The sequence below is a fragment of the Bacillus sp. REN10 genome (genome assembly GCF_016820555.1).
In the GTDB taxonomy this organism is placed as follows: Bacteria; Bacillota; Bacilli; order Bacillales; family Domibacillaceae; genus Bacillus_CE.
Window position 1 is genome coordinate 22,110 of sequence record NZ_JADHDW010000003.1, and the last position, 25,262, is coordinate 47,371.

Genomic DNA, 25,262 nt, shown 5'->3' on the forward strand with positions numbered 1-25,262 from the left:
AAATTATTTGAAGTTATATCGTTTCATTATACTTATAATGGTGACATCACTTGTTTTGATCACCGGATGTAGCAATAGTGACTTTCAAGGCAATATGGATGTGAAAATGCAAGATTTCACTCATGTTAATCAAGACAATAAAGAAGTGAGCCTGAAAGATTTGAAAGGCACAGTGTGGATCGCTGACTTGATCTTTACGAACTGCACAACGGTTTGTCCGCCGATGACTAAAAATATGTCTGAGCTGCAAAAAATGTTGAACGACAAAGGCATTGAAGATTATCGGATTGTTTCTTTTAGTGTGGATCCTGAAAATGATACCCCGGCTAAATTGAAACAATACATCTCTTACTATAATGCTGATGAAAGTAATTGGGATTTATTAACGGGATATGATGCGGACTATGTTAAAGAATTCGCTGAGAAAAATTTTCAAACATTAGCTATTCCTGAGCCTAATTCAAATCAAATTATGCATGGAACAAGCTTTTATTTAATCAATAAAGACGGAACGATTGTAAAAAGTTATAACGGTAATGAAGATGTACCATTTGATGAAATTGTGCTCGATGTTAAACAACTAACTGAAGAATAAAAATGCGGCTGCCTAAAGATGCTATATTTAGGTAGCCGTTTTGCATAAATGAGCTGAAAATGATTGAATCGCTTTCATTGTTTTACAAGGTCTAAATAAAAAAACAAGACTTGACTTTATTAAAATTAACAAAAAATTCACATTTTTCAATTGAAATTCAAGCTTGTATTGTGTAATATTAGACTACAGAAACTATTCTGAAAATTTATTCGAGGGGTGAGTAATATGAACTATGGCGTGTATAAGTTTGGCTCATTTAATAAAATTAAATGTGATTGCGGTTGGGAAGGTGTTCGTGCTGATTTGCGAAAAGCTTTAGTTGTTCTTGAGCAAACGAAGTGCGGAACCATTTTTGACGCAGAAGATGTATATGTTTGTCCGAACTGTGACTCTAGAAAATATTGATTCCCTCCCTAGCCTTCGTATTTTTTCCCTACTTGTCTACCGTCAATTTTGACCGTCTGCAAACTTAAAACCTTTCAGTTAATTTATAATATCAAAAAAGAAGTGTCCCATGCTAAAACGGACGCTTCTTTTTTTCTTTGACTCATTCGGATAAAATGGCTATTTTTCCTAATTTAACATAACCTTTTCTGTTAGAAAGCAAGTCTTTATTACTGTATCAAACAAGAATATTGTATAATAAACACATAATGGAGGGAAACGATGATGAAACAAATGAGAGGACATCATCTTCTATGTGTTCATGGATTTCGGGGAATGGGATATAGTCAAGACTTTATTCAGATGATGACAGAAATCGTTAAGGATATAAGAGATAACCAAAAGGATTTTACCATCCGGGTTGTGGTCGGGTTTGATGAAGCTTGCTTTTCTTGTCCGAATAAGGGAGAAAACATATGTGAAGCATCACCGACATCGCAGGAGCATGTCACTACGCTTGATCAAAATGTTATTCGTCACCTAGAACTAGAAGTTAATGGGGTATATCACAAATCTGATTTAATGAAACGAACAGTTGAAAGGGTCAATCCGGAAGACTTGGACTTTCTTTGTAAAGGATGCTCCTGGCTGAGTACAGGTGTTTGTAAAGAAGGGATTCGTCAGCTGAAGCAGAGTAGTGAGAGACTGTAATAAAATGATTATAATATTTTGTGTATGAAGTTAATGGAGGAACAAAGTTTATATGGCAAATGCAACAGGAAATTATTTTGCAAATGATTATGAGTCGATCGAACTACTAGCCGATCGAATTAGTGAGGAGTTAGAATGCCCGATTACGATAGAGGATGCCAATCATCGGATTATTGCTTATAGCCGACATGAGGATGAAGTGGATTCAGTAAGAATTGCTACGATTATGGCTCGGCGAGTGCCAGAACATGTGATCAATAGCTTATGGAAGAGTGGAGCGATTCCGAAATTATTTGAAACGGAAGAACCGGTTATTATTCCACGAATTGAACAAGTGTCGTTGGGAGAACGTGTAGCGATTTCCGTTCGTAAACAAAATCAAGTAGTAGGATTTATTTGGGCTCATCCTAAGAAAAGCTTTACGGACGAAAAGCTAATGATTTTGCAGGAGGCCGCTAAGGCCGTGAAAAATCAACTGCTTCAACATCAAAAAAAGAAAAAAGAAACAGAGAAAAGCTACCAAGAATTTTTTTGGAAACTGTTAACTGGTCATTTTGCTAAATTGAAAGAGATTGAATCGATGAATGAACAACATCATTTGCAGTTGAAAGGACCGCTTGCAGTAATTATTTTTGATTTTCCTCAACCAATTAACCAGTCAGTTGAGCGGCAAACAGATTATTTAGTAGAAACGATTCATCAACTGCCAATTGTTGCGAGAACATTCGATAATACACAATTAATTTTATTGGCGAAACTACCTGAAAAAGATCACGTGAATAGTCTGCTTACTTTTATTGATAGCTTTATTTCAAAAATCAATGAACGCCAGCAAATCGATGGCATCACAGCAGCGGCAGGCGGTGTGGCTGATCAGCCGTTGCATATTGGTCGGAGCTATCAAGAAGCATTGTTTGTTTTAAAGATTAAACATCAATTTCCAAAAATCACGAATGAGATTTGCAGTTATGAAAAATTAGGCGTATTTCAATTCATTGAAGACTTAGCGGCTATTCGCAAAAAAACGGGATTTCAAAATTCAATGATTACAAAGTTAATGAAATATGATCGTGATCACCATTCAAATATGAGAGAAACGATTTTTGTTTTTCTTCAACACGATGGGAATATGAATGAAGCGGCGAAAGCATTGCATATTCATGCCAATACATTAGCCTATCGATTGAAACGAATTTCGGAAATCGCTGAAATTAATTTAAAAGATGCTAATCAAAAGATGACACTTTATTTAGATTTATTAATTCAGCAATTAGAGGAACATGATTTGTAAGAATTCACAAAAATATCTCCCTGAATTTTTTATTTATAATGATGAAATGTTATGAAAATTGTCATACTATAGACATATAATAAAAAACAGGGAGATGGTCAACATGATTATTGGAATTCCTAAGGAAATAAAAAACAATGAAAACCGCGTAGCAATTACTCCTGCAGGCGTTAGCACATTGGTTCGTGCAGGTCATAAAGTTCTTATCGAGAAAGACGCAGGTATTGGAAGCGGTTTCACGAACGAAGAGTATAAAGAATTCGGTGCGGAACTTATTGATTCGGCTTCTGATGTTTGGGGTAAGTCAGAAATGGTCATTAAAGTAAAAGAGCCGTTAGAATCCGAATATCAATATTTCCGTAAAGATCTGCTTCTTTTCACTTATTTACATTTAGCAGCAGAACCTTCTTTAACAAAAGCTCTTGTTGACCATGGAGTGACAGGAATTGCTTATGAAACTGTTTCAGTGAACCGCACGTTGCCTCTTCTTTCACCAATGAGTGAAGTGGCAGGCCGCATGTCTGCTCAAATTGGGGCACAATTTTTAGAGAAGAATAAAGGCGGTAAAGGAGTTCTTCTTGGCGGAGTTCCTGGAGTAAGAAAAAGTAAAGTAACGGTTATCGGCGGCGGAATGGTAGGAACAAATGCTGCGAAAATCGCTTCTGGATTAGGTGCAGATGTAACAATTATCGACTTAAGTGCCGATCGTTTACGTCAGTTGGAAGATATTTTCGGATCCAGCGTGCAAACGTTAATGTCTAACCCATTCAATATTGCTGAAGCAGTAAAAGAATCGGATCTTGTGATCGGGGCTGTGTTAATCCCAGGAGCAAAAGCACCAAAATTAGTAACAGAAGAAATGGTCAAAACGATGTCACCAGGTTCTGTTGTTGTTGACGTAGCTATTGACCAAGGTGGTATCTTTGAAACAGTTGATCATATTACAACGCATGATAATCCAACATATGAAAAACATGGTGTTGTTCATTATGCTGTTGCTAATATGCCGGGAGCGGTTCCGCGTACGTCAACAGTAGCTTTAACAAACGTAACGATTCCATATGCTCTGCAAATTGCTAATAAAGGATTTGAAAAAGCAATTGCTGAAAATCCAGCATTAAAGCTTGGTGTCAATACGCTTAACGGATATGTTACTTACGAAGCGGTAGCAACAGATTTAGGTTATGAATTTAAATCTGTTGATGAATTACTATAAAATATAACATAGAAAAGACTAGGCTTCTCCACTATGGAAAGCCTAGTTTTTCTTTTGATGAACGTTTCACTTTATATTCTTCCTTGCTTATTTCATAAACTATTTTTTGTGAAAATAACAAAACTTTTCTTCTAGATGAAACGTATAGATATACGAGGAAGAAAGTACGAACGAAAAATTGTATACATATGTTTATAAAAATAGTGGGGAAGGGTAAAGAGTTATATGAATAAATCTACTTTGCAATTAATACGTCTATTCATTGTTTTGGCCGGTTGTTTCTTTTTTTTATTTGGCGCTCTCTTTTATCAACAACATAAACTACAAAAGGAGAAAGTCATTTATGCAAGAAAAATGCAGAAAATATATTTTTTGATGAAAGAGAACGCCACGACTGCACAAAAAATGATGGCTAGTGAGTCTGAATGGTTATCTGCTCTAGATTATAAGGAACAAGCTGTTCAACAAATGCAACATGAAATGGAAGAGTGTCAAGTGATGCTATCTGAATTACCTGAGCCGCCTGAGACGATGGTTGAAGAATATTCTACCTTACTTGATGTTCATATTGTTTATAAACAATACATGAACTTAGCGATTAGTCATCAAAAAGAAGTATCTCACTCTGTTGCGGTGAAAGAAGAAAAATTAAAAAGTGAATTAAACGCTCTTTTAAGCAACTTTGAAGAAATGACACGACAGCAGCAAGAAAAGAGGGGTGAAGTTGTGTTGTGAATCAACCTACGATCAATATGACATGTGACTCTAGTTCTCAAAGTATGCTCCACTAAGTTGATTCGCTTAGTGGAGCATACTTTGAGAAAATATTACCCTTTATACCCTGTATTTGCCTTGACGGTGACTTCTGCGAACTTGCGAGTATCAGTTTTTGCAGATAGTACAGTGCCAAGGTAGCCAGCTAGGAAACCAGCAGGAACAGATACGATGGCAGGATTCGTTAATGGAAAGATGGGGGTACCAACAAAAATAGCTGTACCTTCAGGGCCGAGAACGTTTGGACTGATAGCCACAAGGATTAAAGCAGTAGCCAGTCCTGTAATCATCGCAGCAAGTGCGCCGGTTGTATTAAAGCGCTTCCAATAAATTGTGTAAATGATCACTGGCAAATTTGCACTGGCAGCCACACAGAAAGCAAGTGAAACTAAGAAAGCGACGTTCATTTTTTGAGCAAACAGTGCCAAGATGATCGAAAAAACGGCGACAGAAATGGAAGCGTAGCGGGCTGCTAGCATTTGCTGCTTTTCTTTAATTTGCCCTTTTTTAATAATTTCTCCGTAAATATCATGAGCAAACGCCGATGCACCTGATAATACAAGCCCGGCGACTACGGCTAAGATGGTTGCAAAGGCTACCGCGGATACAAAGGACATAAGCATGTCCCCTCCAAGTGCCTGTGCGAGTAAAGGAGCGGCCATATTCCCTGCTGCATTGGCAGCGATAATCTTGTCCGAACCGACAAATGCTGCTGCTCCAAATCCTAAGAAAATCGTTAAAATATAGAAAACACCTACAATCCAAGTAGCTACTACGACAGAACTTCTTGCTGTTTTAGCATCTTTTACTGTAAAGAAACGCATTAATATATGTGGCAATCCGGCTGTACCAAGAACGAGAGCGATCGTGATAGACATCGTGTCCACTGGATTTTTATATTTCACTCCAGGATGTAAAAAGCTTTCGCCGAGCGGTGTGGCTGTTTTCATTTGAGAAAACATGTCGAAGATATTGAAGTTGAATTTCGCTAAAACGAGAAAAGAGATAATGACTGTTCCGATCATCAATAGAACAGCTTTGACAATTTGTACCCAACTAGTGGCAGTCATACCACCAAAAAGAACATACACCGTCATCATTACACCGACGATTAATACAGCGATCCAATAATCGATGCCTAGTAATAATTGAATAAGTGCGCCTGCTCCAACTAATTGAGCAATCATATAAAAGATCACGATAGTAATTGTGCTGAGAGCAGCGGCTGCTCGAATCTTTTTTTGATCGAATCGAGCATGAATCATATCCGCCAGTGTGTATTTACCAAGGTTTCGCAGAGGTTCAGCCACAATATATAAAACGACTAAATAAGCCACGAGATACCCGATACTGAAGAAGAAGCCGTCAAAGCCATTTAAGGCAATAGCTCCCGCAATACCAAGGAAAGAAGCGGCCGACAAATAATCCCCGGCAATCGCTAATCCATTTTGCCATCCGGTTAATCCGCCTCCCGCTGTGTAGAATTCGCTTGCTGAATTTGTCTGTTTTGCCGCCCAGTAAGTAATTACAAGTGTTAATGCTACGATAGCCACAAAAAATGTTAATCCTAATACACTCATAAATGAATCTCTCCCTTGCTTTGTTGATCGATGTCTTCTAAAATTTCATTAGCCATATGATCAAATTGATTTGCTTTTTTGACATACAGCATACAAAGAGCCCATGTCATAATAAATTGAGCAAATGCAAACAACCAGACCCAGGAGATTGAACCAATAGCAGGAGTGTTTAAAATGGTTGTGTAAGAAGTCAATAGAGGCAATGAAAAGTAGAAAAGTAAGAAAAAACACGAAACTGAGATAATGAATTTGTTTTTTGTTTGAATTAAATGTTTGAAGTCGTTTCTTTCTGCAATTTTTTCATATTTTGTTTTCGATTCTGCCGTTGTAGCATGTAGTAGTCGATTGCTCATGTAAAACCCTCCTTTTTAATTGAAATCGCTTTCAAATTTCAGAATTATAAGTTAATTTTAAGAAAGTGTGGTTATTTTCGCAATAAAAAATTCATAATTTGTCAATTTTTTTGAAGACATGTTTCGACAACACTATTGATTAACTACTGACAGGAAATTTTTCTCTTTCTCTGTTTTGATATATAATAGAACATAGAGATTACGTAGATTGGACGGATGGGAATGAAGGAAGGAAAACAATTAGCACAATCACTCGTTTTCTTAACAGGCAAACAGTTACGTTTTGTCTATGTCTTGCTTAACGATGTGAATCTTTGGGAGATCATCTCTTCAAAAACGAAGGATGCTGTTTCTAAAGATAACCCAGCTCATTTTTATGCATGGTTAAGTAAAGAGGCAGAAAAGTTAAACGATGTTGACGATCAGGAGCTTCAGCTTGATTTATTGTTGCAGTTAAGTAAGGTATTGAAACTGCCTGCAAAATTATATAATGAGTCTTATGAAATTGAAAACCAATGCGCAAATATTGTGCAAGAAGTATTTAATATTTTGCAAAAAAAATATAAACAATTTGCTAATCAGTATGAGCAATTTCACCTTAAAAATAAGTTGGAATTTTTCATACATTGGGAAATAGCTGAAATGTATATTCATTTAAATGAACAACACTATAGAAAAAAAGAAGAGAATGTTATTGCGTTATGGACAGAAGAAGTTTTAACATTTTTACAAGAAATGCCCACTTACCAGCAAGAACAGGTCATACAGCAGTTAAATTTAAGCGCATGTACACAAAACGAGTTGTCAAAGGCTCTACAAACAGATGCTTTTTCTGTATTTACAGCTATAAGCGAAAGGACAGGATTTCATTTTTATCAATTTCTTCTACGAAATTTTTCAAGAAATAGAACAGCTACTATTCAGGAGGATGCCTATTTTTCATGGATGACCAATCCTAATTTATTGCTATCTTTAATTTTCAAAGGTGGGGGTATCCTTTCCCGATACCAAAACCTTTTATTTAATAAAGGATTGCTACCAATCGTTCTTTTACAGGCTACATTGCCCTTCTTATCCGAGGGTATGGAAAACCAGAACGATTTATCGCCATTGTCATCTTCTTGGCGATCTCGTTTTGATCACTACCGTTCGATGTTAAGGACAGTAAACGAATTAGTGAGAAAACAAAATGATTGTCAAGCAGCTCTAGACATACTTTATAAAGAAAAACAAACGTTAGAAGAAACGGCTTATCAGACAAAGAGTTATCACGAACAAATGCTTCAAAAACTGACTCAGCTGTTGAAGCAAGATCCGTCGAGACCATATTTTGGTGAGTTAAGTGTTAAACAGAACCGTTTGCAAGAAAATTTAAAAAAAGTCAATGAAAAAATGAATGCCCAGTCATCCGAAACAAAAGGAGTTGTCGGCAAAATTTCCTCTTTTGTCAAATCAAGTTATTACGGGACAGAAAAAGCGCAATTGGAAAAAAAATTAGAGAAAGTATTTAATGAAATTACGGAAACCGTTTTAGCCAAATATCCAGATTATGAGCCTGAAATTGTTCAAGAAATTATTTATTTGAGGGAACACTTAGCAGAGATTGAGCGAGAATTGACATCGATCAAGACAAAAATTGATCAACTCGAGCAAAATTTATTGTCTTTCAAACAGAGTGAAAAGGAAGAAAGAGAGAAAATCGTTAGTGCGGAAAAACGCACATATGGCTTGGCGGAAATGTATCAATTAGTTGTAGAAAAAGAAAATAAACAGTCCATTGGATTAAATGATTAACCTCCGCAAAAGCGGAGGTTTTTTCGTCACTCTCGTGTGTAAAGTTTTAAATTCTTGATTGCTGGGTAAATATTTGTTAGGGTTATAAAGGGTTTCCCAATCACTCCCAGATCATTTAATACTACCCATTCCCATGTGCACTAATGAACAATTCAACTAGAGAGGAGAATTTTGTGAGGAGAATTTCTAACGTTTTTTGGTATGCAGCTTCAATCACCTTGATTGCTGTGATTTTTGGAGTTGCTGTACCAAAGTCATTTGAAACAGTAACAGCTAATCTACAAGCATTTTTTACATCAACATTTGGATGGTATTATTTAATATTAGTCTCAGTCATTGTTCTATTTTGTCTACTGTTAATATTTAGTCCGATCGGAACGCTTAAATTAGGCAAGCCGAATGAACAGCCAGATTATTCAACACCAACGTGGTTTGCGATGTTATTTAGTGCAGGTATGGGAATAGGTTTAGTATTCTGGGGTGCTGCTGAACCATTAAGTCATTTTGCTACAAACCCTCCTTTATCAGAAGCAGGTTCAAATGCTGCTTTAAAAGAGTCGATGAGGTATACATTTTTTCATTGGGGCATTCATGCTTGGGCGATTTACGCGCTCGTTGCATTAGCGTTAGCTTACTACAAATTTAGAAAAGGTGAGCCAGGGTTAATCAGTGCGACATTGGTTCCTATTTTAGGAAGCAAAGCAAAAGGCCCGGTTGGAACTGTAATCGATGTGATCGCTGTATTTGCTACGCTTGTTGGGGTAGCAACAACGCTTGGTTTTGGCGCAGCACAAATCAATGGAGGCTTGTCTTATTTATTTGGTATCCCTATTAGTTTTAACATTCAGCTATCCATTATCATCATCACCACTATTTTATTTATTATTTCAGCAATGAGTGGACTAGGTAAGGGAATAAAAATTTTAAGTAATACTAATATGATTCTTGCTGTAGCATTACTTAGTTTAGTACTAATCTTTGGACCAACACTGTTGATTTTTAATATGTTTACTGATACGATTGGCTCGTATTTTCAAAATTTAATTACAATGAGCTTCCAAATTGCGCCGTTAAACGAGGAGCACCGCTCATGGATCAATGGTTGGACCATTTTCTATTGGGCATGGTGGATTTCTTGGTCTCCTTTTGTTGGGATCTTTATTGCTCGGGTATCTAAAGGACGGACGATACGTGAATTTTTAATCGGAACGCTTCTAATGCCAGCGGTTGTGAGTTTTTTCTGGTTTTCTGTATTTGGTGTATCAGCGATGGATTTACAAATGTCTGGAGCAGTTGACTTAACAAAGAATGCGACAGAGACTGTGCTGTTTGCTGTCTTCAATGAATTTCCTTGGTCGTCTGTACTTTCCGTTATCGGGATTACTTTAATAGGCACTTTCTTTATTACATCTGCCGATTCAGCGACATTTGTTTTAGGGATGCAAACGACTTACGGATCGTTAACACCGCCGAATAACGTGAAACTGACTTGGGGTATTGCTCAATCATTAATTGCCATTGTTTTATTATACAGCGGAGGGCTACAAGCTTTGCAAAATGCATTAATTGTCGCGGCCTTCCCATTTTCCTTCATTATGATCTTAATGATGCTGTCTTTATATAAATCTTTATCTTTGGAACGAAAACAGTTATTAAAAATGTTAAGGTCCCAACAAACAGTTGAAAAATAAGTCTATAGAAGGACCATCCTTTCAGCCAAAGGGTGGTTCTTCTATGAAGAGCACTTATTTTACTTGCAGTTTTGCAAAAGCTTATCTAATATAGATTCGAACCTATTATTTAGACTTGAGGAGATGGATATGGCTAGACGAAAGTTAAAAAAATCAGTGAAACGAGCTTTATTTTTAATTCCATTACTCAGCTTTGTTATGTATATGTTTGTCGCGCTAGATTATCCGCAATTGAAGGGGATTTCAAACGCTTCTATTCCGGATGAATTTATTCCGATATATAAAGCAGCTGAACAAAAATATGGCGTGCCTTGGGAGCTTTTAGCTGCTCATCATCGCGTTGAAACGAAATTTTCGCAAATGGACCCGCTAATCTCGCCAGCAGGGGCAGAGGGGCCTTTGCAGTTTATGCCATGCACATTCGTCGGTTGGGGTCATCCCACTTGCTCAGATCTTGGAAAAGGCAATATCCCTGATGAGGAAAAGACCAATCCTGACGTTATTAAAAAGTATGGGGGTTATGGAGTGGATGCTAACGGCGATGGAATAGCTGATCCATTTGATATAGAAGATGCTGTTTTCAGTGCTGCTTACTATTTGCAGAAGCATGGAGCGGCAGATGGAGAATTAAAGAAAGCAATCTTTGCCTATAACCATAGTGATAAATATGTTGATGATGTCCTTTATTATTTAAAGGAATATAAATCGATAGAAAAATAAAGAAAAAAGGAAACGGTTTATGCGGTTCAAAACAAAAGTTAGTCTATTGTTTGTTGTCCTTCTTGTGCTTAGCGGGTGTTCGCTAGATGCGGGAAGTCACAGCACAAAAGAAGCAAACGTCACCAGTAATGAACAAAAGCATGATACAAATACAGAAAAGAGAGAATCCTCTGCAAAGAATGATGAGATTAGGGGAGTTGTCTCTTACGTTGTGGATGGAGACACAATGGATGTGTTGCTCCCCGATCATACGACTGAGCGAGTGCGTATGATTCTTGTTGATACGCCGGAGACAAAACATCCTCGTTTAGGGGTTCAGCCATTTGGTCCAGAAGCATCCGCATATACAAAAGAACTGTTAACGGACAAAGAAGTGAAATTGGAAATGGATGTGCAAGAGCGAGATCGATATGGCCGAATGCTCGCTTATGTTTGGCTAGATGGAGAATTAGTGAATGAACAGTTAATTGCTGAGGGGCTAGCTCGAGTAGCGATCTTTCCGCCAAATACGAAATATGTGGACCGCTTTGAGAAAGTGCAAAAAGAGGCTCAAAAGCAAAAAAAAGGTATTTGGTCGATAGAAGATTACGTCACTGACCGGGGCTATCAACCAGACGTAAAAGATGAGTCTGTTCGTTCGAATAAAGAATGTGACATAAAGGGAAACATAACGAGTTCAGGTGAAAAGATCTATCATGTTCCTAGTGGTCAGTCTTATAACGTAACGAAGGCAGAAGAGCTGTTTTGTACGAAGGAAGAAGCAGAAATGGCTGGGTATCGCGCGGCGAAAAGATGACATAGGACTAGGAACTTTTCTCGATGGTCTGCATAAAATGTGGTGTCAACCATTATGAGAAAGGAGTTCTTATCATGGCTAATGAAAGACAACCAGAAAAAAGAAATGAAATGACAGAGGAAGAACGCTTAGAGCTGATGAAGCGCCGTCATGAATTTTGGTGGGGAAAACGTCGTCCACGTCCAGATGAAAAAGACGAAAAATAATTTAGTGAACATCTCACTCATGCCAGTGCGATTGATGCAAAAAAAAAACGATCCTATAACAGGGTCGTTTTTTACTGATTAACTGGCGACTGATCCGCTAATAATCTCCTCGATTTCGTGGCCTTCGAGTGTCTCTTTTGTCAGCAAAGCATCAACTAGCTGTTGAAATTGTCGTTTATGTGCTTGAATGATGCTCTCTGATTTCTTTAGTGCTTCTTGGAAAATCTCTTGCATTTTTGTTTCGCGGTCTGCTGTGTTAAAGGTTAAGGTGAAGCCGTCTTGCAGCATACCAGAGTCAACCATTTGTTCAATAATTTGTTTTGCTTGTTGCACATCCCCACTAACTCCAATACTATGTTCTCCTAGAAACAATCGTTCCGCTACCCCGCCAGATAAAATCATAGCTACTTGGTTAAGCAGTTCTGTTGTTGTTGATAAATGGAGATCTTTTGGAATTGGAGCCATATAGCCAAGAGCCTGTCCTCTTGGGATAATCGTCGCTTTTCGAATCGATCCGGGCTTGGTTACCGATTGAACAATTGCATGCCCAGCTTCATGGATCGCGACTCTTCGTTTCATTTCACGGTCATGAAGGGAACGGGAAGAATGGCCAAGGACAATGCGATCTAGCGCCTGGTCCAAGTCGCTTTTTTCTATGTGATCACGCCCGTTTCGAATGGCATTTCGGCTTGCGCTTTCAAATAATGAATGCAGTTCGGCGCCAGAAAAGCCGGATGTGCTTTCGGCTAAATGATCCAAGCTAGCATGGACAGCTGCGGATAATTTTCGATCTTTTACATGGATATCAATAATTTCCCTTCTTCCTTTCGTATCAGGAAGCGGGATGAGAAAAGAAAAATCGATTCGCCCTGGACGAAGAAAGGCTTCATCTAGCATATCTTTTCTGTTAGTTGCGGCGATAAATAAAATATCATCGTTCGCATGTCCTCCGTCCAATTGTACAAGCAGCTCTGTTAATGTTCTTTCTGCCTCTTCTCCTCCGTGTGCTTTCCGGCGAGCAGCCAGCGCGTCCACTTCATCAATAAAAATGACAGCGGGTTTTTGTTTTCTTGCCTGTTCAAACAAGCTGCGTACTCTAGATGCGCCCACTCCGACAAATAATTCCGTAAAGGCCGAACCGCTTGCTGAGAAGAAATGGGCATTTAATTCTTTAGCAATCGCTTGAGCAAGCAAGGTCTTACCTGTTCCAGGGGGGCCGTAAAATAAAATGCCTTTCGGAGGCTTGATTCCGACCTCTTGCGAACGTTCCTTATGTTTGATAATGGATACGGTCTGTAAAATCTCTTCCTTTATTTCTGTAGAAAGCCCTCCTACATCAGTTAAGGAAATAGAAGGAAGCGGCTTTGCTCGTGATAAGCTATGTTTCATGGATTTGCTACTAGCGCTGCTTTTTTTCTGACTAACGATAAAAGCGCCTACAGCGATGAGTAAAATTGTGAATCCGCCCATGATCCAATTATCCGCGGGGGCTTGATCAGAATACGTATATTGAACATTATATATTTCTACTAATCTATCAACGGACTGACTTCCGGGAGAAATATGAGATACATATTGTTTATTTTCCGTTGTAAGATACAGTGTGCCGTCAGAGGTTTCCTGAAGGCTCACTTTCTCTTCGGCATGACGTTGAATAATTTTTTCTATGGAAGAAAAGGGGATCGGTGTAGCTTGATCTACATTTCTCATATATATAGCAATTCCAGCGGCAACGACGATTAACACCGCAAGGAGCGGGAGGATTTTCTTCATCATTTTCGATTTGGAATTCACTGATGTCATCTCCTTCATTCATGTATTCCCATTATAAATACATGTCACTAAAGTTGAATAGATGTAATCTAGTGTAAAATATGTTTAATAAAACCTTTATTAAATTTTCAGAAAAAACTTTACGGATTGTTGATTTCGTTATATATTTAAACATATAAAACAAAGTTGATTTATAGGAATTAAATATATTGTGAGGAGTAAAGGAAAATGGCTGATATTAAACAATTGGTGAAATTAACAACAAAAGGGGCTTGGGATGAAGGGGTGAAAACATCCATTTATATTAGAGATTTTGCTCCGGTTATTATGGATGAGCCTGAAGATTTAGGTGGGACAAATCAGGGAGCTAATCCGATGGAGTACGTGCTTGCTTCATTAACAGGCTGTGCATCTGTTATGATTTCGATGATTTCTAAGGAAAAGAACTTTCAATATAGTAGAGTTGAATTTGAGAACACCGGAGTGTTAGATGTCAGAGGATTAATGGGGGTGCCGAGCGTGTCACCGCATTTTCAAACCGTTCGCTACCACGTTCGTTTAACGACAGACGAAAGTGTAGAGAGAGTCGATGAGCTGAGGAAAGAGGTGGAAAGAAGATGTCCAGTTTACAATTTATTGAAAGATGCGGGTGTGCATGTGCAATCGACTTGGACAATTAAATAATATTAAAAACACACGTTAAAGATCAACCCATCTTTAGCGTGTGTTTTATTTTTATTGAGCTTGAGGTTGAATCACGAAGCTATATTGATCCATATAATAAATCGGTTTGTAAGCTTGGCGTTGATCGAGCTCATAGAAAAGTTGCTTATATTCTTTAATGGTTAAGTCTCCGTTCAAATAATTTGTTTGAATAAAGTCGAGTAATTCATTGGCGTGAGCAGGCTGCCGCTTTTTTAATAAAATAAACTGATAAATCAATTCCTTCATGACCATTTTTTCCCCTCCCGATAATGGTTGTATAAAAAATGATAACATACATATGGTGTGTCCTTCCTTTGAAATCGTTCAACATTTTCCACCAATTTTTTTAATGTGAGAAGATTTTTCTCCGAAGATTGCCGGTTATTTTTTGAAAAGCGAGGGAAGCTAAATGATGTTTGAATAATGAAAGGAGGAACAGTAAATGAGAAATCGACCGAAACCAGATGATCGGGCAGATAATGTTGAAAAGCTGCAAGATATGATAGAAAACACAGAAGAAAACATGCAAAAAGCGCAAGAGACGATGATGAATGTAAAAGGGGAAGAACGTACATCTATTGAAGCGAAAAATCAGCGCCGAGAAAAAAGTATTGCTGCTTTTCGTGAGGAAATGCAGGATGAAGCCAACGCAAGGCAACATGGATATTTAGATCAATAATAAATTTAAGAAAGGGACGTAAAAATTCGTCCCTTTTTTTAGTGGAAAAATACTTTTAAGGAGATGATTTGTAATATGATGGAACTTAACAGTATGGTTTAACAAAGTCTATAGAAAATGCTAAAATGAGACAATCTAATAAAGTATGCACAAGGGGGAGTTTAAAAAGATTACTATGAAAAAAATCTTACATATTTATAAAACAGACTGGTTAAGGTTATTCAAAGTTCCGACAGGTATTCTTCTTGTTATAGCCATTATGTTTTTACCGTCCGTTTATGCCTGGGTCAATATTGAAGCGATGTGGGACCCTTACGCGGATACATCAGGTATAAAGGTTGCTGTTACAAGCGAAGACCAAGGTGCAAATGTTCGAGGAGAAAAGATTAATATTGGCGATGAAGTGGTCAATAATTTAAAAAAGAACGATAAACTTGGCTGGACGTTTGTCACTCGAAAAGAAGCAGAACGAGGAGTCAAATACGGAGACTATTATGCTAGTTTATATATTCCAAAAGACTTTTCAAAGAAGATCACAAGTGTGCTCAAAGAAACACCTCAAAAAGCTGCAATTGATTATACAGTGAATGAAAAATTAAATGCAGTCGCGCCGAAAATTACGGGAAAAGGAGCTTCTAGCGTTGTCGCTCAAATTAGTGAAAACTTTACTAAAGAGGTAGACAAAGCTGTTCTATCCGGATTCAATCAAGCGGGAATTGAGCTTGAAAAAGAGTTGCCTACTATTAGAAACATTGAGAATAAGATTTTTCAACTGGAAGAGCGTTTGCCTGCTATTCGGGAAATGGGCGATAAAATACTCGTACTAGAAACTAAATTGCCTGAACTCCGAGAGAAAGGGCAAAAAATCATCGAACTGGAAAAGAAAATTCCCGAAGTAGAGCAAGCGGGTGACACGATTATTAAATTGGAACAAAAACTTCCTCAAATTCAGCAAATTGGAGAGGAGATTTTATTGATCCAAAGCAAGCTACCGGATATTCAAAAAGCGGGAGAAAGAGTGGTCGAGCTCGATCAAAACTTTTATAAGGTAGAAGAAGCGCTAGATAAAGGAATTCAAGATGCGCAAAAAGCTAGTGAAATCATTATGGATGCCCAAAAAGCTTTGCCTAAAGTGAAAGAAATAGCTGACAAAGGCAGTGCATTTGCTGATCAGCTGAATGAATTTATGCAGCAAAATGATGGAGCGTTTGATACGATTGTGCCGGTCGTTCGGCAAAATCTTGTTCTCCTTCAGCAAACAGCTAACTCTGTTACTCAGTTAATGGAACAAATACAAAGTGCAGATTTCGATCCTGCACAAACACTAGAAAGCGCGGAGTTTATTAAAAACCGTTTGCAATCAGGTATAAAGATGATTGATCATCTGATTGATTTGCTAACAAGATTAGATCAATATGTTAATGGAAATGTATTTGTGGATATGGTTCAGCGATTAACCGCCATCAAGCAAAACTTTGAACAGCAAATCAATCAAATCAGTCGGATTCAAGAAGCGATCAGAAAAGGCGAACAGCCTGCTAAAGATATCGTTGAAAACGTTAGACAGTTTTCCGTAAGTGCAAGTGATTCACTGACTGAATTACTTCCTGTGTTTGATTCAGAAATCGTTCCTGCTTTAAATCAAGCACTTGCCACTTTAAAAGAAGAGGCATTACAATCTTCTGAGCTATTGCAAGCAGGGAAAAACCGTTTGCCAGACGTAGAGGCGATTTTGAAAGATGCGCAAACTGGTGTGCAATTTGGGTTGGATCAATTAATAACGATCCAAAAAGATCTCCCTTCTGTTCAGAAAAAAATTCACGAAGCCGCGGTCAATATTCAGCATAAAATGGGACAAGTAACAACGGCCGTTAATGCAGCGGCGCGCTTCGTTCAACAAGACTTGCCTGAAGTAGAGAAAAAAGTGCATCAAGCAGCTGACTTTGTCAGAAATGATTTACCAGCGGCTGAAAAAGAAGTCCATAAAGTATCACATTTAATCCAAACCAAGTTTCCTGAAGTCGAGAAAGCCGTTCATCAGGTCGCTAATTTAATTCGAACGGATTTGCCGGAACTAGAAAAATCAGTGAAGAATGCGGCTGATCAAATAAGAGGATTTGAAAGTGAAAGCGATTTGAAAGAAATTATCGAATTATTGAAAAATGATGTGCAAAAGGAAAGCGACTTTTTAGCCGATCCGATCACATTAAAAGAAAATAAATTATTTCATATTCCTAATTATGGTTCCGCTATGTCTCCTTTTTATACCACTTTATCTCTTTGGGTTGGAGCGATGTTGTTAATCTCGCTGTTTAAAACAGATGTAGCCGATCCTGAAAAGGAGTATAAGAGTTATCATATTTATTTTGGAAGACTGCTGACTTTCCTTACGATTGGTTTCTTTCAAGCTGTCATCGTGAGTCTTGGAGATATCATTTTATTAAATGCTTATGTGATTGAAAAATTTTGGTTTGTTGTATTTGCAGTCCTCATTAGTGCTGTATTTGTGACGGTCACATACACGTTAGTATCGGTATTTGGGAATATCGGAAAAGGGATAGCGATTATCTTTTTAGTGCTCCAATTCTCCAGTTCAGGAGGGACATTCCCAGTTAGCTTAACACCTTCCTTTTTCCAAAAGATAAGTCCGTACGCTCCTTTTACGTATGCTGTTAGTTTATTAAGAGAAGCGGTGGCAGGGATGATACCTGAATTTGTAATTAAATATGTGTTGATTTTACTCCTGTTTATAGCCATTTGTTTTGTCTTTGCGCTCCTGTTTAAAAAACCGTTAAGCAAATATACAGAAAAAATGGCTAAAAAAGCAAAAGAAACGCAAATCATTGCTTGATCTTTTTCACAGGTGGCATTGTAAAGATTTATAAAAGATTGTTCATGTATAACACCGTTCTTGTCGAACGGTGTTATACTGTTTTCAGTAGTAACAGATATCACTATAAGGGGGACAAAATGAAACTCATTATTGCTGAGAAACCGGATCAAGGTCGCACACTCGCTTCACCATTTCGCGTGAAGAAAAGAGAAGGGTATTTAGAAATTGAACCGAATCATTTATTTCCAAAAGGGGCATACGTCACTTGGGCTATTGGTCATCTCACACAGCTATGTCCGCCGGAAACGTATCACTCCTCGTGGAAAAAATGGACATTGGATACATTGCCGATCATTCCAGAGAAGTTTCAATATGAAATTGCCAAATCTAAATTTAAACAATTTCAACTTGTGAAAAAGCTATTAAGAAGTCCGGAAGTAACAGAAATTATTCATGCGGGCGACGCCGGTCGGGAAGGCGAGTTAATTATCCGCAATATTATCAGCTTAAGCGGAGTCAATAAGCCAATGAAGCGATTGTGGATTTCTTCTCTGACGAAAAAAGCGATTGAAGCAGGGTTTGAACAGTTGTTGGATGGAGAACAAACGAGGAATTTGTATTTTGAAGCCTATACGAGAGCGTGTGCCGATTGGCTTGTTGGGATGAATGCATCGAGAGCTTATAGCCTTTTATTAAAAAAACATGGAATCAATGATGTTTTTTCTGCTGGAAGAGTGCAAACACCAACCCTTGCTCTAATTGTCAAACGGGAGCATGAAATTGAACAATTTCGTTCAGAGCCGTTTTGGGAAGTCATCGCTCAATTCAACATCGATGGAAAGCGATATGAAGGCAAGTGGGAAAAAGATGGAGAGTCCCGCTTAAAGCAACAAGAGCTCGCTCAAAAAGTTGCAGCTTTTTGTCAAGATAAATGTGCGGAAGTAACACAATTAAAGAAAGAACGGAAAGTGTTTCAGCCTCCACTTCTATTCAATCTTTCCTCCCTTCAAGCGACCGCTAATAAAGCTTATAAGTATTCACCGAAAAAAACGCTCGACCTTGCACAATCACTATATCAAAAAGGGATTATTTCTTATCCTCGTTCCGATTCCACCTATGTTACTCAAGGAGAAGCGGAGACATTTCCTGATATATTAAAGAAATTAGCTGCCTTTTCGGAATATCAACCATTCTTCCCGACTCCTCATCTGTCGATTTCTTCTAACAAACGCTTTGTAAATGAAGAGAAGGTATCTGATCACTATGCGATTATTCCAACAGAGCAGGTGAAAAACCCTAATCAGTTATCGAGTGATGAAAGAAATATTTATGATTTAATTGTTCGGCGCTTAATTGCTGCTCACTATGATCCGGCTATTTTTGACTATACGACCGTACTCACGAAAGTAGACGGACGAGCGGACTTTATTTCAAAAGGAAAACAGCAAATTCAAGAAGGGTATCGAAAAGTCATTTTTCAACATGAAGAGGATAAAGATATCATTTTGCCGCCGCTCGTTGAAGGAGAAACAGGAATGGTAGAAGAAATAACAGTGAAGGAAGGAAAAACGCAGCCTCCAAAACGTTACACGGAAGGCCAATTAATTACGTTAATGAAAACAGCAGGCAAGTATTTAGAGAACGATGAGCTCGAAAAAGTGCTCAAGCAAACAGAAGGTCTCGGAACGGAAGCGACGCGGGCTGGAATTATTACAATGCTGAAAGATCGAAAATATATAGAGGTGAAGACAAACCAAGTATATGCCACAGATAAAGGCAAAATATTAATTAAAGCTATCGGTGATAAAATTTTAGCCTCTCCAGAAATGACAGCGAAGTGGGAACAACGATTAGCGGAAATTGGCGAAGGAAAAGCCTCGCCAGCTATTTTTATGGAACAGACGAAAAAACTCGCAGCCAAAATTATTTCTGATGCGATGGAAACTTCTAATCATTGGACATTTGAAGAATTCGATACAAGCTCGATTCAACGAAAAAGTAGCAAGAAGTCGATAGGCAAACCAGTCGGTTCATGTCCGAAATGTGGGGGGCAAGTGGTTGATAAGAGCACTTTTTACGGGTGCAGCAACTATGCCAAAACAAAATGCGATTTTACTCTTTCGAAAAAGATTCTTGGAACGACGATTTCCCAAGCGAACGCTAAAAAATTACTCGCAGGCGAAAAAACAGGCATCATTAAAGGTTTTAAAAAAGGAGATAAAACATTCCAAGCTGCCCTTGAGTATAAAAAAGAAGAGAATAAAATCAATTTTGTTTTTGAAAATAATTAAATCAAGTTTTGCAGGGTTTTTCGTGAAACTAGATTTTAAAAAGAAAAAGGGGCAATTAAAGTTGCAAATTTGTAGTGTTCACTTCACTATGAAATCAATGATCAGATGAAAAGGGGAAGAGACGAGTGAAAAAGATGATAAATAGCCCGGAAAATGCAGTAAAAGAAATGTTAGAAGGATTCGCTTTAGCCTCTCCTAATGATGTTGAGCTTTTAGCCGATTATGCTGTTATTAAGCGCAAGCATTTGAAAGAGGGGAAGGTAGCCATTATTAGTGGTGGGGGTAGCGGACATGAACCTGCCCATGCTGGGTATGTAGGTGAAGGTATGTTGGATGCGGCGGTCGCAGGAGAAGTGTTTACCTCTCCTGCACCGGATCAAATCTTGGCTGCTATGAAAGCGGTTCATACTGGCGCAGGCGTTTTATTAATTATTAAAAACTATAGCGGGGATGTCATGAATTTTGAAATGGCTGCTGAATTAGCTGAAATGGAAGGCATTTCAGTAGAAAAAGTGATTGTCAACGATGATGTTGCGGTTGAGGATAGCCTGTTCACAACAGGTCGGAGAGGAATAGCGGGAACAGTCTTTGTACATAAAATTGCAGGTGCTCTTGCCGAACAGGGAGCTTCTCTTTTAGAAATAAAGCAGGTTTGTGAGCGAGCGATTGAACGAATTCGTTCGATGGGCATGGCCTTATCTCCTTGTATCATCCCGATGAGCGGCAAACCAAGTTTTTCGATCAGTGAGAATGAAATGGAGTTAGGGATGGGGATTCATGGAGAGCCTGGTTTAGAAAGAGAACTGTTAAAATCAGCTGCTGATATTGCAGAAGCATTAGTAGAAGCAGTGTTGCATGAAGAGGTCTTTCAAACGGGGGATGAGCTAGCGGTAATGGTGAATGGACTTGGGGCGACACCGATGATGGAGCTTTATATCGTGAATCGCACCGTTCAACAATTACTGAAAGAGAAAGGATTTCAAGTCATCAAAACATTTGTCGGTGAATATATGACATCGCTTGAAATGTCCGGTTGCTCGTTGACTTTGTTTCAATTAGACGAACAATTGAAGGAGTTGTTAATCGCATCGAGCCATGCGCCTGCATTTAAATGTTAACGGAAAGGAGGATGAGGAATGAAATTGACGACAGAATTAGTTATTTTATGGTTAAGACGAGCTAATGATGCCATCCAAGAAAATCAAGAGTATTTAACCGAGCTTGATCAAATCATTGGGGATGGTGATCATGGAATTAATATGGCACGCGGTTTTCAAGCAGCGCTTGAGCATTTGAACAGTCAAACATACGAAACCCCAGGAGCGGTATTGAAGGATGTTGCGATGGTTCTTTTATCCAAAATTGGAGGGGCGGCCGGTCCGTTATATGCATCAGCTTTATTGAAAATGGCTGCAACGATGAGGGATGAAGAAGCAATTGCTTTTCCTCTTTTTCAAAAGGCGATCGATGAAGCGGTCAAGGGCTTGCAGCATCGCGGAAAGTCAGTTGAAAATGAAAAAACGTTGATTGATGTATGGGCACCATTTGCTCAATACCTTTCGACCCGATCCGACTGGGGCATGGAAGAATGGTCTAATGTATTGACAGAAGCGAAGAACAAAACAAAGGCTATGCAAGCTACAAAAGGAAGAGCAGCTTACTACAAAGAAAAATCGATCGGCCATCTAGATGCTGGAGCAACTTCTTCTTACTATCTTTTGATGGCGTTGATGGATGTGTTAAAGGAGCAATCAATATGAGCAAAGTAGGTATTGTGTTAATTTCACATAGTAAGCAAATTGTTGATGGTTTATATGAATTGATTCGACAAGTGGAGAAAGAAGTCGTGATTGCTTGTGCAGGTGGAACAGAGGACGGACGAATTGGCACAAGCTTAGAAAAAATCCAGCAGGCTATTCAAGAAGCAAACAGCGAAAAGGGCGTGTTAATGTTTTATGACCTCGGTTCTGCTAAAATGAATGGCGAATTAGCGGTCGAGCTTGGTGATATGTTAAATGTATACCTCGTAGATGCGCCGCTCATTGAAGGTAGTTATATTGCCGCGGTAGAAGCTGGTTTAGGAAAGGAAGCATTCGCTATTAAAGAAGAAATTGAGAGTTATTATTCAAGGTAAGTAATAAGGAGAATTGGTAATAAGTAATGGAGTGACAAGATGGATTTAAAAAAAATAATGAAAGAATGGGCCAATGCCCTAGCACTAGAAATCAAAGAGTTAAAACAGCAGGAAGGAAGAGGGCTTCCCTTGATAGAAGGAGAATGTATTGAATCCTCTTCAGAAAAAGCGATTTATCATTTCAAAAGCTTGTTAGATATGCGATTGCCAGAAGGTGTGCCTGTCAGAATAGAGACGGCAAACGAACAAATAAAGGGAACGGTCCTTTCTTGTTACGGAAAAGAAATAACGATTGAATTGCAATCCCTGATGAGTGATGACATCGAGGAAGCTGAGTTGTTTAGCGAGCCATGGGAATTATTGCAAAAGCTATCGGAGCGTTTGCAAGAAGCAGGAGAGACGGCAAAAGGCGTGTCTCGCATGAACAGGCTACTTCATCCATCTACGCCAGATCAGCATCCAAAAGAAAAAGTGAAAAGCCCGGTTCATGAAGCAGCTTTACGAGCACAATATAATCCAATCACTTATATATGGGGCCCGCCCGGTACAGGAAAAACTTTTACATTAGCAAGAATTGCCGCTAGACATTATGTCAATAAAAAGAAAGTCCTCATTGTTTCACATAGTAACGCCGCTGTAGATGTCCTGTTAATGGAGTTAATGCAGTTTTTAAAAAGTAGACAAAAATGGAGCTCGGGAGATGTAATTCGTTACAGTCATGCGAGTGCAGCACAGGCGGCTGAATTAAATGAAATGCTTCCTGATAAGTTAATGGAGCACCGTCATCCGGCTTTATATAGCCAATATATTCAGCAAAAAATGAACTATCGAATAAGCGGTGAAGATATAAATGACAGACATTCACAACAAGCGATCAAAGAGTGGAAAGAAAAGCGTGAACAAACGGTTGAGAGAGCTTCTGTTATTGGAGTGACGCTGTCTAAAGCAGCGCTTGATCCTTTTATTTATGAAAACGAATTCGACCTTGTCATTATCGATGAAGCTAGTATGGCATTTACTCCGCAGCTTGCCTTTGCAGCGACATTAGGTAGACATACTGTTGTATGCGGCGACTTTAAACAGCTGCCTCCGATTGCCGTGAGCTCGCATCCGCTTGTACGTAAATGGTTAAAACAGGATATCTTTTTTCATTCTGGTATTGCAGAAAGCGCGTCTTCTTCTCAAGGTCATCCGCATTTATTTATGCTCAATACTCAGCGGCGAATGCATCCTCATATTTCAGCCTTTACGAATAAAGAGTTTTATGATGGGAAAGTTAAAGATGCTCCCTCATTAGAAAAAGACAGGCGATCCATCGTGTTAAAAGCGCCCTTTCCTGGGGAAGCGATGACTCTTGTTGACACAAGCGGTGCATGGCCGGATGCGTTAAAAGAACAATATTCCGCATCTAAATACAATCTTACCTCCTTATTGATCGCTCTTCAGCTATTTTCAGAAGCAAAAGCATCAGGGGTTCAAACAGTTGGCTTTATTTCTCCTTATCGTATACAAACTCAATTAATGAACGCTTGTTTAGCCGAGTTGTTTAGCGAAGAATGGGCCAATCAGTCGTTTACAGCCGCCACTGTTCATAAGTTTCAAGGATCTGAACGAGATTTGATTATTTTTGATGCGGTGGATGCGCCCCCGCAACTGATTTCAGGAGGGCTTCTCAGGGGGAAAGAGAGCGAAAGATTAATGAATGTGGCCATGACGAGAGCGAAAGGAAAATTTATTTTACTGGCTAATCAAGCTTTTTTCCAAAAGACAATGGCTCCTCATGAAAAGCTAAGAAGACTTCTGTATTATCTTGAAACGACGAAACAAACCTATCAACTAGAGCAGCTGTTTCATAAAAAGGAATCGTTAAACAAAGCGATTACCCATGTAGTAAAAGAAGAAGAATCCCTTTGGCTAAAGGATCTATTGAAGGCGAAACAGTCCATTATAATAGGCTTGCCCCCTAAATCTAAACCGAATAAACAGTTTTGGAGCGCCGTTAAGAGGCAGCAGTCGAAGTGTTCAATTAAACTATTATGCAAATTGAAAAAGGTGCCTTTTTCTAACGTAGAGCTAGTTGCGGAGGCTGTGCCTTTTCCGTTTATGATCATTGATGCCAACATATTTTGGCTAGGAGCACCTTTAAGGAAAGAGCAAACGCCCAACGTTCGATTGCAATGCAAGACATTTATTCAGCATTTTTTAAAAGCGTTCAGCACGAAGAATAATCGTTTAGAGTTAAAAGAACTGCTGAAGTCAACGAAAAAGCGATCGTTTATTTTATCGAGGGAACAATTGTTACATGAGTACGTCGATCTATATAGTCGCTGCCCGATTTGTTCTCATAAACAGCAGATCCGAATGACGCAGCAAAAGTATGTAAGGCTAGAATGCAGCCATTGCGAGCAAGGAGAGTTTCTTTCTAAGCAGCTATTGCAACATTACTTATCAGCCGTTGGCGCCAAGTGTATCGCTTGTGACTCAACGCTTCAGGCGGAATGGACAGGAGAGAAGATAGCCGCTGTTTGTACAACATGCCATCAAGAAATCCTTCCTTTTCAATTTGTTGAATAATCGAATTGATAAGAAATATCACTATTTCCTTTATTTTGATATAAGAAAAACTTATTGATTCCGATTCAATTCTTGTTATTTACTTATGTAAATGATTGTATTATGATGAAATTGTGTGAAAAGTTTCGACTCTATTTTAAACTTTTCTACCATTGTCTACAT

Annotated in this window: 23 protein-coding genes; 19 read left to right on the forward strand and 4 right to left on the reverse strand. The window is 38.5% G+C overall.

The features are described 5' to 3' along the window. Nucleotides 1-7 precede the first annotated feature (7 nt). The 6 genes from IRB43_RS05650 to IRB43_RS05675 all read left to right on the forward strand — a co-directional run bounded on the left by IRB43_RS05650 (nucleotide 8) and on the right by IRB43_RS05675 (nucleotide 4,932). Complete coding sequence (locus IRB43_RS05650) at nucleotides 8-595, forward strand: SCO family protein (RefSeq protein WP_238941842.1); 588 nt, start codon at nucleotides 8-10, stop codon at nucleotides 593-595. Between the two features lie 225 nt (nucleotides 596-820). Next, complete coding sequence (locus IRB43_RS05655) at nucleotides 821-1,000, forward strand: hypothetical protein (protein WP_094835296.1); 180 nt, start codon at nucleotides 821-823, stop codon at nucleotides 998-1,000. 264 nt (nucleotides 1,001-1,264) lie between these two features. After that, a complete protein-coding gene (locus IRB43_RS05660) occupies nucleotides 1,265-1,690 on the forward strand; it encodes a DUF1284 domain-containing protein (RefSeq protein WP_203362792.1) in 426 nt (141 codons plus the stop codon). Between the two features lie 52 nt (nucleotides 1,691-1,742). Next, on the forward strand, nucleotides 1,743-2,981 hold the full coding sequence (locus IRB43_RS05665; protein WP_203362485.1) for a PucR family transcriptional regulator: 1,239 nt from the start codon (nucleotides 1,743-1,745) through the stop codon (nucleotides 2,979-2,981). 103 nt (nucleotides 2,982-3,084) lie between these two features. Then, nucleotides 3,085-4,197 (forward strand): alanine dehydrogenase, encoded by a 1,113-nt coding sequence (gene ald / locus IRB43_RS05670; protein WP_203362486.1) that lies wholly within the window; start codon nucleotides 3,085-3,087, stop codon nucleotides 4,195-4,197. Between the two features lie 225 nt (nucleotides 4,198-4,422). Further along, entirely contained in the window at nucleotides 4,423-4,932 is a 510-nt protein-coding gene (locus tag IRB43_RS05675) for a hypothetical protein (RefSeq protein WP_203362487.1), read from the forward strand. 92 nt (nucleotides 4,933-5,024) lie between these two features. On the opposite strand, the gene IRB43_RS05680 is transcribed toward IRB43_RS05675, so the two are convergent. Then, nucleotides 5,025-6,551: a solute symporter family protein gene (locus IRB43_RS05680; RefSeq protein WP_203362488.1), complete on the reverse strand. Its 1,527-nt coding sequence runs from the start codon at nucleotides 6,549-6,551 to the stop codon at nucleotides 5,025-5,027. Beyond that, a complete protein-coding gene (locus IRB43_RS05685) occupies nucleotides 6,548-6,904 on the reverse strand; it encodes a DUF485 domain-containing protein (RefSeq protein WP_203362489.1) in 357 nt (118 codons plus the stop codon). Before IRB43_RS05685 ends, IRB43_RS05680 begins: the two co-directional genes overlap by 4 nt. Nucleotides 6,905-7,126: 222 nt before the next feature. On the opposite strand from IRB43_RS05685, the gene IRB43_RS05690 reads away from it, so the two are divergent. The 5 genes from IRB43_RS05690 (at nucleotide 7,127) to IRB43_RS17970 (ending at nucleotide 12,111) form a co-directional block, all read left to right on the forward strand. Then, entirely contained in the window at nucleotides 7,127-8,698 is a 1,572-nt protein-coding gene (locus tag IRB43_RS05690) for a hypothetical protein (protein ID WP_203362490.1), read from the forward strand. Nucleotides 8,699-8,871: 173 nt separating this feature from the next. Further along, the gene (locus tag IRB43_RS05695; RefSeq protein WP_203362491.1) at nucleotides 8,872-10,389 is read left to right on the forward strand and encodes a glycine betaine uptake BCCT transporter; all 1,518 of its coding nucleotides are present in this window, start codon (nucleotides 8,872-8,874) and stop codon (nucleotides 10,387-10,389) included. A gap of 129 nt (nucleotides 10,390-10,518) precedes the next feature. After that, a complete protein-coding gene (locus IRB43_RS05700; RefSeq protein WP_203362492.1) occupies nucleotides 10,519-11,109 on the forward strand; it encodes a lytic transglycosylase domain-containing protein in 591 nt (196 codons plus the stop codon). A 19-nt stretch (nucleotides 11,110-11,128) separates the two neighbouring features. Further along, nucleotides 11,129-11,905 (forward strand): thermonuclease family protein, encoded by a 777-nt coding sequence (locus tag IRB43_RS05705; RefSeq protein WP_203362493.1) that lies wholly within the window; start codon nucleotides 11,129-11,131, stop codon nucleotides 11,903-11,905. Nucleotides 11,906-11,979: 74 nt separating this feature from the next. Beyond that, on the forward strand, nucleotides 11,980-12,111 hold the full coding sequence (locus IRB43_RS17970) for a hypothetical protein (protein ID WP_275296752.1): 132 nt from the start codon (nucleotides 11,980-11,982) through the stop codon (nucleotides 12,109-12,111). 78 nt (nucleotides 12,112-12,189) lie between these two features. Here the strand turns inward: IRB43_RS17970 and IRB43_RS05710 are convergent, their stop codons facing one another. Beyond that, nucleotides 12,190-13,905, reverse strand: coding sequence for an AAA family ATPase (locus tag IRB43_RS05710; RefSeq protein WP_203362494.1), 1,716 nt, complete (start codon nucleotides 13,903-13,905; stop codon nucleotides 12,190-12,192). Between the two features lie 207 nt (nucleotides 13,906-14,112). Here IRB43_RS05710 and IRB43_RS05715 point away from each other — a divergent pair, with 207 nt between their 5' ends. Next, nucleotides 14,113-14,568, forward strand: a complete 456-nt coding sequence (locus IRB43_RS05715; protein ID WP_203362495.1) for an OsmC family protein — start codon at nucleotides 14,113-14,115, stop codon at nucleotides 14,566-14,568. Between the two features lie 51 nt (nucleotides 14,569-14,619). On the opposite strand, the gene yppF is transcribed toward IRB43_RS05715, so the two are convergent. Next, nucleotides 14,620-14,841: a YppF family protein gene (gene yppF / locus IRB43_RS05720; RefSeq protein WP_203362496.1), complete on the reverse strand. Its 222-nt coding sequence runs from the start codon at nucleotides 14,839-14,841 to the stop codon at nucleotides 14,620-14,622. A 190-nt stretch (nucleotides 14,842-15,031) separates the two neighbouring features. Between yppF and tlp the strand changes: the two genes are divergently transcribed. The 7 genes from tlp to IRB43_RS05755 all read left to right on the forward strand — a co-directional run bounded on the left by tlp (nucleotide 15,032) and on the right by IRB43_RS05755 (nucleotide 25,100). Next, on the forward strand, nucleotides 15,032-15,268 hold the full coding sequence (gene tlp / locus IRB43_RS05725; RefSeq protein WP_203362497.1) for a small acid-soluble spore protein Tlp: 237 nt from the start codon (nucleotides 15,032-15,034) through the stop codon (nucleotides 15,266-15,268). Nucleotides 15,269-15,443: 175 nt separating this feature from the next. Continuing rightward, nucleotides 15,444-18,119, forward strand: coding sequence for a YhgE/Pip domain-containing protein (locus tag IRB43_RS05730; RefSeq protein WP_203362498.1), 2,676 nt, complete (start codon nucleotides 15,444-15,446; stop codon nucleotides 18,117-18,119). Nucleotides 18,120-18,238: 119 nt separating this feature from the next. Then, nucleotides 18,239-20,392, forward strand: coding sequence for a DNA topoisomerase III (locus IRB43_RS05735; RefSeq protein WP_203362499.1), 2,154 nt, complete (start codon nucleotides 18,239-18,241; stop codon nucleotides 20,390-20,392). A gap of 125 nt (nucleotides 20,393-20,517) precedes the next feature. Then, nucleotides 20,518-21,510 carry a dihydroxyacetone kinase subunit DhaK gene (gene dhaK / locus IRB43_RS05740; RefSeq protein WP_203362500.1) on the forward strand — a complete coding sequence of 331 codons (993 nt, stop codon included), beginning with the start codon at nucleotides 20,518-20,520 and terminating at the stop codon, nucleotides 21,508-21,510. Nucleotides 21,511-21,528: 18 nt separating this feature from the next. Then, nucleotides 21,529-22,152 carry a dihydroxyacetone kinase subunit DhaL gene (gene dhaL / locus IRB43_RS05745; RefSeq protein WP_203362501.1) on the forward strand — a complete coding sequence of 208 codons (624 nt, stop codon included), beginning with the start codon at nucleotides 21,529-21,531 and terminating at the stop codon, nucleotides 22,150-22,152. After that, a complete protein-coding gene (gene dhaM, locus IRB43_RS05750) occupies nucleotides 22,149-22,526 on the forward strand; it encodes a dihydroxyacetone kinase phosphoryl donor subunit DhaM (RefSeq protein ID WP_203362502.1) in 378 nt (125 codons plus the stop codon). The genes dhaL and dhaM overlap by 4 nt, the downstream gene beginning before the upstream one ends. Before the next feature lie 39 nt (nucleotides 22,527-22,565). Then, on the forward strand, nucleotides 22,566-25,100 hold the full coding sequence (locus tag IRB43_RS05755) for an AAA domain-containing protein (RefSeq protein WP_203362503.1): 2,535 nt from the start codon (nucleotides 22,566-22,568) through the stop codon (nucleotides 25,098-25,100). Nucleotides 25,101-25,262: the final 162 nt, after the last annotated feature.

Bases quoted from the DNA above. Each gene is read 5' to 3' on its own strand.
- dhaL (WP_203362501.1), top strand. From the start codon at position 21,529: ATGAAATTGACGACAGAATTAGTTATTTTATGGTTAAGACGAGCTAAT.
- IRB43_RS05755 (WP_203362503.1), top strand. From the start codon at position 22,566: ATGGATTTAAAAAAAATAATGAAAGAATGGGCCAATGCCCTAGCACTA.
- IRB43_RS05730 (WP_203362498.1), top strand. From the start codon at position 15,444: ATGAAAAAAATCTTACATATTTATAAAACAGACTGGTTAAGGTTATTC.
- ald (WP_203362486.1), top strand. From the start codon at position 3,085: ATGATTATTGGAATTCCTAAGGAAATAAAAAACAATGAAAACCGCGTA.
- IRB43_RS05675 (WP_203362487.1), top strand. From the start codon at position 4,423: ATGAATAAATCTACTTTGCAATTAATACGTCTATTCATTGTTTTGGCC.
- IRB43_RS05700 (WP_203362492.1), top strand. From the start codon at position 10,519: ATGGCTAGACGAAAGTTAAAAAAATCAGTGAAACGAGCTTTATTTTTA.
- IRB43_RS05685 (WP_203362489.1), bottom strand. From the start codon at position 6,904: ATGAGCAATCGACTACTACATGCTACAACGGCAGAATCGAAAACAAAA.
- IRB43_RS05660 (WP_203362792.1), top strand. From the start codon at position 1,265: ATGAAACAAATGAGAGGACATCATCTTCTATGTGTTCATGGATTTCGG.
- IRB43_RS05715 (WP_203362495.1), top strand. From the start codon at position 14,113: ATGGCTGATATTAAACAATTGGTGAAATTAACAACAAAAGGGGCTTGG.
- IRB43_RS05655 (WP_094835296.1), top strand. From the start codon at position 821: ATGAACTATGGCGTGTATAAGTTTGGCTCATTTAATAAAATTAAATGT.
- dhaM (WP_203362502.1), top strand. From the start codon at position 22,149: ATGAGCAAAGTAGGTATTGTGTTAATTTCACATAGTAAGCAAATTGTT.
- tlp (WP_203362497.1), top strand. From the start codon at position 15,032: ATGAGAAATCGACCGAAACCAGATGATCGGGCAGATAATGTTGAAAAG.
- IRB43_RS05735 (WP_203362499.1), top strand. From the start codon at position 18,239: ATGAAACTCATTATTGCTGAGAAACCGGATCAAGGTCGCACACTCGCT.
- IRB43_RS05665 (WP_203362485.1), top strand. From the start codon at position 1,743: ATGGCAAATGCAACAGGAAATTATTTTGCAAATGATTATGAGTCGATC.
- IRB43_RS17970 (WP_275296752.1), top strand. From the start codon at position 11,980: ATGGCTAATGAAAGACAACCAGAAAAAAGAAATGAAATGACAGAGGAA.
- IRB43_RS05690 (WP_203362490.1), top strand. From the start codon at position 7,127: ATGAAGGAAGGAAAACAATTAGCACAATCACTCGTTTTCTTAACAGGC.
- IRB43_RS05680 (WP_203362488.1), bottom strand. From the start codon at position 6,551: ATGAGTGTATTAGGATTAACATTTTTTGTGGCTATCGTAGCATTAACA.
- IRB43_RS05705 (WP_203362493.1), top strand. From the start codon at position 11,129: ATGCGGTTCAAAACAAAAGTTAGTCTATTGTTTGTTGTCCTTCTTGTG.
- yppF (WP_203362496.1), bottom strand. From the start codon at position 14,841: ATGGTCATGAAGGAATTGATTTATCAGTTTATTTTATTAAAAAAGCGG.